At 72.0% G+C, this 13,604-nt stretch carries 10 protein-coding genes; 2 read left to right on the top strand and 8 right to left on the bottom strand.

What is annotated here, in order from left to right; all coding sequences use genetic code 11:
• Nucleotides 1-120 precede the first annotated feature (120 nt).
• On the top strand, nucleotides 121-537 hold the full coding sequence (locus WMF33_RS47590; RefSeq protein WP_437334768.1) for a response regulator: 417 nt from the start codon (nucleotides 121-123) through the stop codon (nucleotides 535-537).
• Entirely contained in the window at nucleotides 534-2,171 is a 1,638-nt protein-coding gene (locus WMF33_RS47585; RefSeq protein WP_437334767.1) for an ATP-binding protein, read from the top strand. The genes WMF33_RS47590 and WMF33_RS47585 overlap by 4 nt, the downstream gene beginning before the upstream one ends.
• Before the next feature lie 33 nt (nucleotides 2,172-2,204).
• Here the strand turns inward: WMF33_RS47585 and WMF33_RS47580 are convergent, their stop codons facing one another.
• From WMF33_RS47580 to WMF33_RS47545, 8 genes are all read right to left on the bottom strand, one after another.
• Complete coding sequence (locus WMF33_RS47580; protein ID WP_437334766.1) at nucleotides 2,205-5,441, bottom strand: efflux RND transporter permease subunit; 3,237 nt, start codon at nucleotides 5,439-5,441, stop codon at nucleotides 2,205-2,207.
• Between the two features lie 15 nt (nucleotides 5,442-5,456).
• Nucleotides 5,457-6,887, bottom strand: coding sequence for an efflux RND transporter periplasmic adaptor subunit (locus WMF33_RS47575; protein ID WP_437334765.1), 1,431 nt, complete (start codon nucleotides 6,885-6,887; stop codon nucleotides 5,457-5,459).
• Entirely contained in the window at nucleotides 6,884-8,077 is a 1,194-nt protein-coding gene (locus tag WMF33_RS47570; protein WP_437334764.1) for a TolC family protein, read from the bottom strand. Before WMF33_RS47570 ends, WMF33_RS47575 begins: the two co-directional genes overlap by 4 nt.
• 233 nt (nucleotides 8,078-8,310) lie before the next feature.
• On the bottom strand, nucleotides 8,311-8,709 hold the full coding sequence (locus WMF33_RS47565; RefSeq protein WP_437334763.1) for a hypothetical protein: 399 nt from the start codon (nucleotides 8,707-8,709) through the stop codon (nucleotides 8,311-8,313).
• 396 nt (nucleotides 8,710-9,105) lie between these two features.
• On the bottom strand, nucleotides 9,106-9,366 hold the full coding sequence (locus tag WMF33_RS47560; protein ID WP_437334762.1) for a hypothetical protein: 261 nt from the start codon (nucleotides 9,364-9,366) through the stop codon (nucleotides 9,106-9,108).
• A 29-nt stretch (nucleotides 9,367-9,395) separates the two neighbouring features.
• Nucleotides 9,396-10,172, bottom strand: coding sequence for a hypothetical protein (locus WMF33_RS47555; RefSeq protein ID WP_061628875.1), 777 nt, complete (start codon nucleotides 10,170-10,172; stop codon nucleotides 9,396-9,398).
• A 15-nt stretch (nucleotides 10,173-10,187) separates the two neighbouring features.
• Nucleotides 10,188-11,765, bottom strand: coding sequence for a hypothetical protein (locus WMF33_RS47550; RefSeq protein WP_437334761.1), 1,578 nt, complete (start codon nucleotides 11,763-11,765; stop codon nucleotides 10,188-10,190).
• A 10-nt stretch (nucleotides 11,766-11,775) separates the two neighbouring features.
• A complete protein-coding gene (locus tag WMF33_RS47545) occupies nucleotides 11,776-12,873 on the bottom strand; it encodes a PEGA domain-containing protein (protein ID WP_437334760.1) in 1,098 nt (365 codons plus the stop codon).
• Between the last annotated feature and the right edge of the window lie 731 nt (nucleotides 12,874-13,604).

Genomic DNA, 13,604 nt, shown 5'->3' with positions numbered 1-13,604 from the left:
CTCCGTAACCCGGAAACGAGTGAGCCGGCCTCCAGCTCCGTCGCCATCGCCCTGCCCACGTGCAGCGGTGCTCTCGTATGCTATCGACGGGCCAGCGTTTGCCCCTCAGCGAGGACGAGGATGGACGGTAAAATCCTGAACATTATCCTGGTAGAGGACGACACCGTCGACGTGATGAACGTCCGCAGGGCGTTCGATCGGGGCAAGATCACGAACCCGCTCTGGGTCGCGGGCGACGGGGTCGAGGGGCTCGACCTGCTGCGCGGCACCCAGGTGCCCAGGGACCGGCGCCTCGTCCTGCTCGACCTGAATATGCCCAGGATGAACGGCATCGAGTTTCTTCGGGAGCTCCGGTCCGACGCCTCGCTGAGGGCGACGCCCGTCGTCGTGTTGACCACCTCGAACGACGATCGGGACAAGGTGGACGCGTACGACCTGAACGTCGCCGGCTACCTGCTCAAGCCCGTGACTTTCATGAGCTTCGTCGAGCTCATGACGGCACTGAACCGGTACTGGACGCTCGTGGAGATGCCTTGAGCCATAGGTCGGTTCGTCTCCTCGTTGTCGACGACGACACGGTCGATCGGATCGCGATCCTGCGCGCGCTGCGCAGCGGCCGCGTCGACGCCGAGATCAGGGAGGCCGATTCCGTCGATTCGGCGCTCGCGGTGCTGTACGAGCAGCAGATCGACTGCGTGCTGCTCGATTTTTACCTGCCCGGGGGCGACGGGCTCACGGTGATCGAGGCGGCGCGCAAGGCGAAGCTCACGGCGCCGTTCATCATGCTGACCGGGCAGGGCGACGAGTCGCTGGCGGTCGATCTGATGAAGCGGGGGGCGGCGGACTACGTGCCGAAGAACCTGCTGACGCCCGAGCGGCTGGTGCAGAGCCTGCGCTACGTGCTCCGGCTGAACGAGGCGGAGCGCCGCGAGGACGAGGCGCGCCGGGCGCTCGCGCGCCACGCGAACCAGCTCGCGCAGCTGACCGAGGCGACGCTGCGCATCCACCGGTCGCTCTCGCTGAACGAGCTCATCCAGCGCACCACCGACGAGGCGCGCGCGCTGCTCGACGCGAACGTGGCCGTCGCGCGGCTGGCCGCGCGGGGCGTGGCGCAGCGGTCGATGACCGGCATCTCGCTGTCCGAGGAGTACGCCGCGCGGGAGGACCGCGACAGCATCCGCGAGGTCGCGTTCGGCCTGATCGAGCGGAGGAGCACGGGCGTCCGGCTGACGGGCGACGAGATCGCGAGCGATCCCACGTGCGCCGACGTGCTGTCGCGCGCGCCTTCGGAGCTGCACCCGCGCTCGCTCGTCGCGGCGCCGCTGCGCGGCCGGGACGGCCAGAGCATCGGGAGCATCCTGCTGCTCGACCGGCGCGACGGGCCGTTCGTGGAGAGCGACGAGGTGCTGCTCACGCAGCTCGCGCAGTCGGCGTCGGTCGCCCTCGAGAACGCGCGGCTCTACAACGAGGCGCAGGCCGCGACGCGCGCCCGGGACGACCTCCTGGCGATCGTGTCGCACGACCTCCGGAACCCGCTCAACACGATCGCGATCACGGCGTCGCTCCTGCGGAGCGATCTGCTCCAGCGGAAGGACGGCGAGGAGGACGACGCCGTCCAGCTCGTCGACCGGATGGACCGCGGGATCCAGCGCATGACGCGGCTCATCGAGGATCTGCTCGACGCGTCGCGCATCGAGGCGGGGCGGCTCGTGGTGTCGCCGCGGGTGGAGCGCGGCGGGGCGCTCGTGCGCGAGGCGCTCGAGGCCGCCGCGTCGCTCGCCGAGGCCAAGGGCTGCCGGGTGACGCAGGGGCCGCTCGACGCGGGCCTGGAGGTCCTCGCCGACCGGGATCGCGTGCTGCAGGTGTTCTCGAACCTGCTCGGCAACGCGCTGAAGTTCACGCCGAAGGGCGGGGTCGTGAGCGTGTCGCTCTGCCGGATCGCCGGCCTCGCGCGCTTCTCCGTGGCCGACACGGGCCCGGGCATCCCGCCCGAGCACCAGCCGCACCTCTTCGATCGCTACTGGAAGGCCGCGCAGGAGTCGCGCACCGGCGCGGGGCTCGGCCTGTACATCGCGCGCGGCATCGTCGAGGCGCACCACGGGACCGTGGCCGTCGAGAGCACCCCGGGCCAGGGGACGACGATCCACTTCTCGCTGCCGCTGGCGAGCTGAGCGCCCGCCGCCGCGCCGACGGGCGCGATTCACTCAACTGGCTGGGCTCGCTCCGGGATCCGCCGGCTCTTCGCGGGCGGCGGGCGCCTCCTCGCGGTGCGTCAGCCGGTAGAGGACCGGCAGGACGAGCAGCGTGAGCGTGGTGGAGGAGAGGATCCCGCCGATGACGACCGTCGCGAGCGGGCGCTGCACCTCGGCGCCGGTGCCGGTGGCGAGCGCCATCGGGACGAAGCCGAGCGCCGCGACGAGCGCCGTCATGAGCACGGGGCGGAGCCGCGCGATCGAGCCGTGGAGCACGGCGTCGTCGAGCCCCTCGCCGCGCTGCCGCAGGTTCTCGATGAACGTCACCATCACGAGCCCGTTCAGCACGGCGACCCCCGAGAGCGCGATGAAGCCCACGGCCGCCGAGATCGAGATCGGGAGCCCGCGGCCCCACAGCGCGAAGATGCCGCCGGTGAGCGCGAGCGGGACGCCGGTGAAGATCAGGGCGGCATTCCCGAGCGTCCCGACGGAGAGGAAGAGCAGGGCGAAGATCAGCCCGAGCGCCAGCGGGACCACCACGGCGAGGCGCCGCTGGGCGGCGAGCATGTTCTCGAACTGGCCGCCCCAGGACATCCAGTAGCCCGGCGGGAGCTTGATCTCGGCGTCGATCCGCTCCTCGGCGTCGGCGACGAAGCCGCCGAGGTCGCGCCCGCGCACGTTGCACTGGACGACGACGCGGCGCTTGCCGCTCTCCCGGCTGACCTGGTTCGGGCCGTCTTCCAGGCGGAGGTCGGCCACCGCGCCGAGCGGCACGAACGCCGCGCGCTCGGGCGACCGAGCCGCCGCGGCCACGGTCGGGCCGCTCGGCCCGGCCGCGTGCTCCGGCGCGCCCCGGAGCGGGATCGGGAGCCGCTCGAGGGCCGCGACGTCGCGGCGGATGGCGTCGGGGAGCCGCAGCACGAGGTCGAAGCGCTTGTCGCCCTCGAAGACCTCGCCGGCGCTCACGCCGCCGATCGCGGCCTCGACGACCTCCTGCACGTCGGCGACGTTGAGCCCGTAGCGGGCGACCATGCGCCGATCCACGTCGATGGTCAGCACCGGCAGGCCCGTGACCTGCTCCACCTTGACGTCGGCGGCGCCCGGCGTCGCCCGCAGGAGCGCGCCGATCTTGTTCGCCTGCTCGAGCATCACGCCGAGGTCGTCGCCGAAGACCTTGACCGCGACGTCGCTCCGCACGCCGCTGATCAGCTCGTTGAACCGGAGCTCGATCGGCTGGCTGAACTCGTAGTTTTGCCCCGGCAGCTCCCGGATCGCCTCCTCGATCGCCTCGGCGAGCTCCTCCTGCGTGGCGGCCTTCTTCCACGCGCTCCGGGGCCTGAGCATGAGGTAGGTGTCGGAGACGTTCGGGCCCATCGGATCGGTCGCGACCTCGGCCGTGCCGGTGCGGGCGAAGACGTGCTCGATCTCGTCCGGGAAGCGCTCCTTGAGCAGGCGCTCGAGCTTCGCCTGCATCGCCACGCTCGTCGTGAGGCTGATCGAGGGGATGCGCGCCGGCTGGAGCGCGAGCGCCCCCTCGCTCAGCTTGGGCGCGAACTCGCGGCCGAGCCCCGCGGCGGCCAGGCCGGAGGCGACGAGGACGACGCCGGCGGCGGCGACGACGAGCGGCCTGTGGGACAGCGCCCAGGCGAGCGCCCGGCCGTAGGCGCTCATCGCCCGGCGGAAGAGGAAGTTCTCCTTCTCCGACACCTTGCCCGTGAGGAGCAGCGCGACGAGCGCCGGGACGAACGTCATCGACAGGATCGTCGCCCCCGCGAGCGCCAGGACGACGGTCTGCGCCATGGGCCGGAACATCTTCCCCTCGATGCCCGTGAGCGTGAGGATGGGCAGGTACACGATGGCGATGATCAGCTCGCCGAAGATCGTCGCCTGCCGGACCTCCTGCGACGCGTCGTAGGCGAGGTCGAGCCGCTCTTCCCGGGTGAGCGCGCGGCCGAGCCGGCGCTGCTCCTCGGCGAAGCGCCGCACGCAGTTCTCGACGATGATCACCGAGCCGTCGACGATGAGGCCGAAGTCGATGGCGCCGAGGCTCATCAGGTTGCCGCTGATCTTGCCCTCGACCATGCCGGTGACGGCGATCAGCATCGAGAACGGGATGGCGAGCGCGGCGATCAGCGCGGCCCGGAGGTTGCCGAGCAGGAGGAAGAGCACGACGACGACCAGCGCGGCCCCTTCGAGCAGGCTGTTCCGCACGGTGCTCAGGGTGGCGTCGACGAGGTAGGTGCGGTCGTAGACGGTCTTGACCGTCACGCCCTCGGGCAGCGACTTGTTGACCGCCTTGATCTGCTCGTCCACGCGCCTGGAGACGGCGCGGCCGTTCTCGCCGACGAGCATGATGGCCGTGCCGATGACCGCCTCCTCGCCGTCCTCGGTCGCGGCCCCCGTGCGCAGCTCCCGGCCGACGCCGACCTCGGCCACGTCCTCGATCCGGATCGGCACCTCGCCGTGGTTGCCGACGATGATGCCCCGGATGTCCTCCTCGCTCTGCACGAGGCCCGTGGCGCGGACCAGGTACTGCTCGCCCTTGTGCTCGATGTACCCGCCGCCCGCGTTGGCGTTGTTGCGGGCGAGCGCCTCGAGCACGTCGCGGAACGAGAGCCCGTAGCCGACGAGCTTCGCGGGGTCCGGCGAGACCTGGTAGAGCCGCTCGTAGCCGCCGATCGAGTTGACCTCGGTGACGCCGGGCACGGTCCGGATCTGGGGCCGCACGATCCAGTCCTGGATCGTGCGCAGATCGGTCAGATCGTACGGCTGGCCGTCGGGCCGCCGGGCGTCCGGCGCGGCCTCGAGCGTCCACATGTAGATCTCGCCGAGGCCGGTGGCGATGGGGCCGAGCTGCGGCTCGCCGAGCCCGGGCGGCAGGCTCTCCTTGGCGGCGCCGAGGCGCTCGGCCACGAGCTGCCTCGCCCAGTAGATGTCGGTGCCGTCGTCGAAGATCACCGTCACCTGGGAGAGCCCGTAGCGCGAGAGCGAGCGCACCTGCTGGACGCCCGGGAGCCCGCCCATGGCCCACTCGATGGGGAACGTGACCTGCCGCTCGACCTCGACGGGGGAGAGCGCCTTGACCGAGGTGTTGATCTGCACCTGGACGTTGGTGATGTCCGGGACCGCGTCGATCGGCAGGCGCGTGAAGTTGTAGGCGCCGAGCGCGCCGACCGCGATCGTCAGGGCGACGACGAGGAAGCGGTGGCGCACCGAGAACGAGAGGAGCCGCGAGAGCAACGTGAGCATGGGTCGCCGCGCTCCTCAGTGCTGGTGGCCGGCCTCGGACTTGCCGAGCTCCGCCTTGAGGATGAAGCTGTTCTTGCCGACGTAGCGCTCGCCGGCGGCGACCCCCGCCAGGATCTCGACGACGGCCGCGCCGCGCTGCGGCTCGGCGCCCTGGGCTCCGGGCTGCGCGTCGGCGCCCTCGTCCCCGAGCCCCGGCGCGCTCGTGCCCCGCCGCCCGACCTTCACCGCGCGGGCCTCGAAGCCGCCGCCCTCCTCGACGAAGACGACCTCCCTGCCCTCGACCCGCTGGATGGCCTCGTCCGAGATGACGACGGGCGCGGCCGCCTCCTCGACGGCGATGTCGGCGGTCGCGAAGAGCCCGGGGCGCCACGCGGCGCCGGGGCTCTGCAGGACGACGCGGGCCACGGCGGAGCGGTTCTGCTCGTCGACGACCTGCCCGAGGTACGCCACCGACCCGCGCGCGGCCTGGTCGATGCCCTCGGCCTTGACCCAGGCCGTCTGGCCGACCTGCACGCGGCTGAGGTCCTTGGCGTAGACGGTGACGTTGACCCAGATGGTGGACAGGTCGGCGATGACGAAGACCTGGGTGTCCTCCTTGAGGACCTCGCCGATGGCGATGTGCTTCTCGATGATGGTGCCGTCCATCGGGGCGACCAGCGCGTAGCCGGTGCCCTTGGCCGCGCCGGAGCCGGCGGCGGCGCTGAGCTTCTGGGCGGCGCTCCGGTGCTCGATCCGCGCCTCGGCGACCGCCTGCTTGGCCGCGAGGTACTCCTTTTCGGCCGAGATCCGCTCGTGCCAGAGCGCCTCGTGGCGCGTGAAGCTCGCCTCGGCGAGGGCGAGGCGCTCCTTGGCCGCGAGGAGCTCGCGCTGGAGCTCGGCCAGCTCGCGGCTGTCGAGCACGGCGAGCACCTCGCCGCGCTTCACCGTGTCGCCGAGCTGCTTCTTCACCTCCCGCGCGGTGCCTGGCACCCGCGGGGTGACGTGCGCGATGGCCTCCGCGTTGAGCGCCACCTCGCCGGGGAGCGTGACGGTCGCCGCGACCTTGCCCGGTCCGGCGGTGAGGATCTCCAGCCCGGCGTTCTGGAGCATCGCGGGCGAGAGCTCGAGCCTGCCGCCGGCGTGGGCGTGCGCCTCCTCGTCGTCGCCGTGCGCGTGGTCCTTGTCTTCGCCGTGCGCGTGGCCCTTGTCGTCGCCGCGCGCGTGGTCCTTGCCGTGCGCGTGGCCCTTGTCCTCGTCGCGCTCGTCGCCGTGGGCGTGCCCTCGCTCGCCTTCGCCGTGGTCGTGCCCGTCGCGCTCTCCATGGCCGGCCTCGTGGTCGTGCCCGTGGCGTCGATGCTCGATGAGCACGGTGAGGGCGACGGCCCCGACGAGGAGCGCCAGCACCGCGGCGAGGGTCGCGGCGATCGCCTTCGGCGAGAGCTCGATCTTTCGGTGGGGGGCGCTCATCGGAGGGCCCTCCCCGCCGCGACGAAGAGCTCGATCTTGGCCGCCGCGTGGGCGTGCTCGGCCTCGAGCAGCGCCGCTTCTGCCTCGATGACCTCGCGGCGCACCAGCAGCACGCTCGCGAGATCCTTCTCGCCGAGCTCGTACCCGCGCGCCGAGATCGCGGCCGCCTGCTCCATGAGGGCGGCGGTCGGCGCGAGGGCCTGGAGGGCCTCCTTCGTCGCCCGGTAGCGCGCGTAGAGCTGGTGGATCTGGCCCACGGCGCCGGCCCGCGCGGCGTCGGCGTGCGCCCGGGCGACGTCGATCTCGGCGGCGGCCGTCGCGGCGCCGGCCCGGTTGGCGTTGAGGATCGGCAGCGGGACCGCGAGGCCGAGCATGCCGATGTTCGCGCCGTCGTCGCGCTCGACCTGGGCGACGACGTTGACGGTCGGCCACCCGGCCGCGCGCTCTCGTTCGGCCTTGGCGCGGGCGGCGTCGACCGAGGCCTCGGCGGCGCCGACATCGGGGCGCCGCTCCACCTCGCCGAGGATCGACGCGAGCGGCGGCGGCTCGCCGGGAGGCACGAGGGGTCCCTCCACCGGGAGGGCCTGCGCCGCCGGCGAGCGGAGGCCGAGCTGGGCGAGGAGCGCGGCCTTGTCGGCGTCGCGCGCGCCTTCCGCCGCCTTGGCGGCGGCGACGTCGCGCCCTTTCTGGAGCAGCGCCAGGGCGACGTCGACCTCCGGCACCTCGCCCGCCTTGCGCTGCCGCTCCGCCGCGGCGTGGAGCCGCTCTGCGAGGGCGACGCGCGCGCGGGCGAGCTGCACCTGCCGCTCGTCGCGGAGCACGAGGGCGTGCTGGAGCAGGGCGGCGAGCAGGACGCGGCGCCGGCCGTCCGCGGCGCGGATGTCGGCGGCGCGCTGCTCGGCTCTGGCCGCGGCGACGCGCTCGCCTCGCTGGCCGCCGAGCTCGATCGGCCACTCGAGGGACGCCGTCGCGGCCGCCGGCTTGCCTCCGTCGGGGTTGAGCCGGACGCCGCCCATCCCGGTGAGCACGGGGTTCTCGAGCGAGAGCACGCCGGCTGCCGAGGTCGCCGCGCGGGCGACGCCGGCCTCTGCCGTGGCCACGCGCGCGCCCGGCGCTGCGCGGGCGAGGTCGGCCACGCGGGCGCGGCCGAGGGGCGGCTCCGCGGCGAGGACGGCCGCGGGCGCGAACAACAGGGACAGCAGGAGACCAAGGGCAATCGAGGAAGCGACGAACGGACGAGGCACGCAGGAGCGAAGCATGGACGGGCAGCCCTCGAGCGCGTGGAGCGCTCGCGCGAAGAACCGCGGTTGAGTCCGGTCAGGAGCGCGCGAGGGGGCCGAGCCCGTGGCGGCGTGGCGCTGGAGCGCTCACGCGCCGGAGGCCGGCGGCCGTGCTCGTGGATGCGATGCCTGACGCGGGCGCCTCAAGCGCTGGGGCGTCGGGGCGGCCGTTCGAGGCGGTAGGTAGGAGAGCGCCCTGGCCTTTCCGGGGGCGACGATGCGGGGATCTCGTAGGCCTCGAGGAGGATGTACGGCAGCACCACCTCGAGGGACAGCGTCATGGGGATGCGGCCGCACGCGCAGTCGCTGCACCCGGGCGGACAGTCGTCGTCGTGCGAGCCGTCCGGCGCCGCGTTCTTCTCACCGTCGTCATGGGAGGACGACGGCTCGAGCATCGGGTGCTCGCACGCGAGCGCCACGCCGAGCGCCTGGAAGGTGTGTCCCTGAGCGACGAGGCCGACGACGAGGAACACCGAGAGCGCGGCGCAGATCCAGCGAAGGATCGCGCTGCGGTTACGGTGGGGTCGCCGGACGCGGGACATCCGATGCGAGGGTGGAGGAGGATGGGGCGAGCGTCAAGGAGCGCGCGGCCAGGCTGAGCGCGGGAGCGATCTGCCGCTGCGGACGGGGCGGCGTCGGAATCGCGCTGGCGAAGCGGAGGCGGGACCTGCGGCGCATTGTTGGAGAGATGGTGGCGCGGATGGGCATGAAGCACAGGTCGCGCGCGGGAGCGTGCCGCTCGGCGTGCGCGAGGCAGTGCTCAAAATTGAACATGAAGGCGGGAAGGCGGGAAGAAAAGGTCAATGATCTTCCTGCTTTCCCGCCTTCATGTAAACTCTCTCCGGGCAAACTTGAGCACTACCGTGCGCGACAGATTCGATCGAGGTGCGGATACGTTGACGGGTGCGCATACCCGCCGAGCACGCTCGATCGGGTACTCAGCGCCGCGTCTCGGTTCGGTGCGAGAATGCGAGCAGCACAGCAGGCGCGCCGTCCAGGAACCGAGGCATGCCGTCCAGGAACCGAGGCGCGCCGTCCAGGAACCGAGGCGCGCCGTCCAGGAACCGAGGCATGCCGTCCAGGAACCGAGGCATGCCGTCCAGGAACCGAGGCATGCCGTCCAGGAACCAAGGCGCGCCGTCCAGGAACCGAGGCGCGCCGTCCAGGAACCGAGGCATGCCGTCCAGGAACCAAGGCACGCCGTCCAGGAACCAAGGCGTACCGCGCGCTACGGCAGGGTCGTGTCCGTCACGGTAAGGCAATGGTTCGTCAGCTCCACGCCCTCGCGCTTGTACACCACGCCGGTCGCCACATCGGTCATCGCGCCAAGGCCGAGCTCGCCGTAATCGACCTCGATCTCAGTCACATAATCCGGAGAACCGTCGCCCTCGGTTGGAACGTCGATGCTGAATGTGGCGCCCGTGAACAGGTTCTGCAGGTAATAGGTCGCCGTGTCCGGCACCGGCACGCTGGCCCTCTCGACGTCGATCAAGGTGTAGTGTTTCACCAGTACAGCGTCATCAGAGGAAATGTCCTCCTGGAGGGCAAGTTGAGCCGCTCGCTCAAGGCCAATCGCTCTGGAAACGTTGTTGTCCGGCCAGCTCGCCAGGAGAAAGAAGCTCGTCGTGTAGCGCTCCTCGCAGCCGAAACCCACCTCCTCGGCGGACAGCGCCACGGACCAGTAGCGGCGGTCCGACGCGTTCTGCACGAGCTCCCACCCTCTGAACGTGCCAGCGGGCATGTCCCATGCGACGAGCACCATGCGCTCGATCCGCGGCGGCCCGAGCGGGGGCCAGTAGACCTCGGGGAGCCAGAGGCCGTCCTTGCACAAGAGACCACGCTGCCGGAGGCTCGAAGCCAACCTGTGATCGTCCTTGCTGTGCCCGGCTCGCGCGAGCAGCTCCTCGACGTCGACGGGAATGGGGGGGTGTTCGCCCCCGTCGTCGCCGCAGGAGACCGCCGCGAGCGCGACCATCGCGATTCCAACGAGCTTCGACCGCTGCATCCGTTCCTCCTCGGCTCACTGGGGAAAGCCGGCCACGGCGATGGCCAGCCCATCGTCGCCGGCGGACCCAGCGACGCTCGGGTTCGCCCCAAGCCCGCCCTTGCCACCCGTTCCCGCCGTGAGCTCAGCCTCCATCACCACCGGGAGCGAGGGGCCTACCACGGCGACGGCGATCGAGGGCCCGCCCTGCCCTCCGCCGCCGTGCCCGCCGTTGCCGCCTTTGCCGCCATCGCCGCCGGAGCACCCGAAAGGCGAGCCGCCGAAGCCCTGCCCGCCAGGCGCCCCGAGCCCGGGCGCCCCGCCGATCTGGAAGACGCCGCCATGGCCGCCGTCGCCGCCTCGCGCGGCTGTGACCCCGGTGCCGTGGAGCTCCACGCGCGCGTTCAGGATCACGAGGCCGACGCTCGCGCCCCCATGGCCGCCGCCGTGCCCGCCGCGCCCACCGCAGCCGCCCGAGCCGCCGGAGCCGCCGCCGGCGCCGCCGGCGTTGCGCGCGGTGCCGCAGAACATCGCGCCGGCCCGCGTGCCGCCCCCGCCGCCGCCCCCCTGCCCGGGGCCCCCGTCGCCGCCGTCGCCGCCGTTCACCCCGAGGTAGTGCCCTCGCGAGCTGAACGCGCCCAGGCCGCGCGCGCCCAGCCCGTGCGCGCCGTCAGGACCGTTCGCGCCTGTTTGCCCGGCCAAGCAATCGTCGGTGCTCGTGGCACCTCGGCCACCGAGGCCAAAGCCGCTGAGGTTCGGGATCGGCATCAGCTCGCCGTCGCCGCCGGGCGCTCCGTGGTCGACCGTTCCATCCCCGCCTCGCCCCCCGATCGAGTCCGCCTGCTCGCAGGCGGTATGCACCTGGTCGCCGCCGAGCACGAAGTCGCCGGTGCACGCGTCCTCGCCGAACCGGCCGTGGCGTCCCGCCCTGCCCGGCGCGTTCTTCGGATCGCCAGGCGCGCCGTCGCGGCCCCGCGCGCCATCGCCCGCGACCAGCGCGCCGCGGTGCAGGGTGACCCGAGCACCCTCCAGCATGATCGCCGCGATCGACGAGCCGCCCGGCGCCGTGGCCGACGCCGCCCGTACCTCCAGATCGAAGACCGTCGCCGTGGCATCGGCTTCGAACGTGAGCGGTGTTTCGTCCGGCTCGGGCTCGATCACCGTGTTTCTCCCGCCGCCATCGTGGATCCACTCGAGATGGCAGTCGAATCCGCCCCAAATCTCCAGGGTCCCGCGGACGCGCACGGCCTCGGGGAAGTTTTCGCTACAGGCATGAACCCTCGGAGGCCGCTGGGGCTCCTGGGCCAAGAGCTCGATGGCCCTCGCGATTGTCTTGACGGGGGCCTTGCTCGTCCCCGGGTTTCGATCGTGGCCCAGGCTCGAGCTGACGAAGACGCCGCACTCGTCCGTCGCAACGAGGCCCCCCTGGGGTTCATCGGGACAAGGAGGTTCCTTGTCGGGCAGCTCCTCCTCGGCCGGCGGCTCACAGCGCAGGCGAGGGCCGCAGGGGACCTCCGCGCACCCGGTGCCGGCACCGCAGGAGGCCAGCATCAGGACCACGGCCTCCGTGAAGGCAGAGCGCCACGAACGCGCGCGCTGGATGGATCGCGGCATCGCAGTCACCTCACCACACCCCGCTGAACGACACGCCGGCCCGATCGCCGGCGATCACCGGCGCCACACGCACAGGCGGCCGGCGCCGCTCGATGCCATGCATGATGAACGAGCCGATCGTCGCGGCAGCGACGACACCTGCGCCGATGAAGAAGCCCGTCGCGACGTCCCGGCCCACCTCGTGCGCATCGTACAAATCGTTGATCTCAGCGCATGCCAGGGCGTTCTCGGGCGACGGCGACGCGCAGATCGAGCGGCTGTTGCCGTTGTTCCGCAGGAGCCGCGCGGCGCGCCGCTCCGCCTCTTCGGCGTACTGCGCCGCGAGAACCGAGGCGACGAGACCTCCCGTGAGGCCGAGCGCGGTCACGCCGATCCCGCAAATCCGCTGCGCGCCCGCCATTCCATCGAACGGCCCGGGCGGAGCCGGTTGGGCCGGCGGCTCGAGCGGGGGCTTGGCCACGGCCTTCTTGGGGGTCGCGGGCCGGGTCGAGGCCCGCGCGGGCGCCGGGGCCTCCTTGGGCTCCTCGACGAACCGGAGCGCGACCTTGATCGCCGTCCCCTTCTCCACCTGGACGGTTTGCTCGGCATCGAGGAAGCCGGGGAGCGTGGCCTTGATCGTGTGCGTACCGGGCTCGACGTACGTATAGCCGGACTTCGACACGTCCCTGCCCCGGACCTCCCCGCCGATCGTCACCAGCGCGCCCGGATGGCTCAGGTCGAAGTCGATCTGGCCCACCTCGCGCCGGGCTCTCTCAAGGCCGTCCGTGTAACTGCGCCGCTGCGCGGCGGTCCCCGCCCCGGGATCCTCCAGGCATCTATCGATGGCCATCGCGGCGTCGACGTGCCGCCGGAGGGCGAGCAGCGCCATTCCCCATTCGCAGCGAGCCCTGCCGCCTGCGCCGAGCTTGTACGCGAGGTAATAGGCCTCTTCTGCCCGCTCCCATCGTCCCTGGTTGCGGGCGACGTCTCCCACGCGGATCAGCGCCTGGACATCGACGCTGGGCTTGCCTTCCGCCTTCGCCGGAGGCCCGCCCTCGTCGACCCGAGGTGGGTCGGCGCGGCTTGGCTCGGCGACAGCCAGGCTCGCGGCTAGAAACGATAGCGCCACGAAGCAAGATGGCGCGGTCTCAGCCTGCGACAAGCATTCTCGGCGGATGCACATACGCGTGGCTCACGTCGCGCCATCGAGGGAAGCTGCCGCCGTGCTGGCTTGCCCAGCGCGGCGTCGTTTCGTCTGTCGCGCATAGCACCCTGTCGTGGCGCGGCGGTCAAGCGTCCGTCGTATCCATCGCGCGCCGCCTCTTCCGCGAAAGCATTCCGGTCGAGCGCCAGGAATTCTCCGTCGAAGATGGTTTAATCGACCGTGGCGAGCTCGTCGTCGACGCCGATATCAACCAACGAGTCGAGGCCCTCGCGCGCAAGCTGAAGCCCAGCTCCGATGCATCGCAGCCCGCGCCGAGGTCTCTGCGAATTTGCGGCGAGCGAGATGACTGCCGATTCTCGTCGGCAATCGCACGAAGATGCCGAATACGACCGGACCGCGCCAGGGCAGCCGAAACGGCACGTCGGGGCCCCCGTACGGAGGAGCCCTGAAGCGCTCCAAGCTCGCTCTCCCGTGCATGCGCCGCGCGCACTCGCGTGAAATCCGCCCAGAACAGGCGTTCTGGTCCTGTCGCACGCTCCCGGAGCTCCCCTCCCCCCACGGCGGGTGCAGCTCGCGTGCGTCGCGCTGGGCACAGACGAGCGCTCAGCAGCGCGGTGTCAGGGAAGGCCGTCGAGCTTCAGACGCGATCTCCAAAACCGCGCGGCCCCCGCGACGCGGGATGGCCGCCGCTGGCA

Source organism: Sorangium sp. So ce394, from assembly GCF_051474665.1.
GTDB lineage: Bacteria > Myxococcota_A > Polyangia > Polyangiales > Polyangiaceae > Sorangium > Sorangium cellulosum_D.
This window is presented reverse-complemented; position numbering and strand designations above follow the sequence as displayed.

What these genes read in the sequence shown, in the direction of transcription:
- WMF33_RS47590 (WP_437334768.1), top strand. Translation starts at nt 121, where the DNA reads ATGGACGGTAAAATCCTGAACATTATCCTGGTAGAGGACGACACCGTC.
- WMF33_RS47580 (WP_437334766.1), bottom strand. Translation starts at nt 5,441, where the DNA reads ATGCTCACGTTGCTCTCGCGGCTCCTCTCGTTCTCGGTGCGCCACCGC.
- WMF33_RS47575 (WP_437334765.1), bottom strand. Translation starts at nt 6,887, where the DNA reads ATGAGCGCCCCCCACCGAAAGATCGAGCTCTCGCCGAAGGCGATCGCC.
- WMF33_RS47565 (WP_437334763.1), bottom strand. Translation starts at nt 8,709, where the DNA reads ATGTCCCGCGTCCGGCGACCCCACCGTAACCGCAGCGCGATCCTTCGC.
- WMF33_RS47555 (WP_061628875.1), bottom strand. Translation starts at nt 10,172, where the DNA reads ATGCAGCGGTCGAAGCTCGTTGGAATCGCGATGGTCGCGCTCGCGGCG.
- WMF33_RS47550 (WP_437334761.1), bottom strand. Translation starts at nt 11,765, where the DNA reads ATGCCGCGATCCATCCAGCGCGCGCGTTCGTGGCGCTCTGCCTTCACG.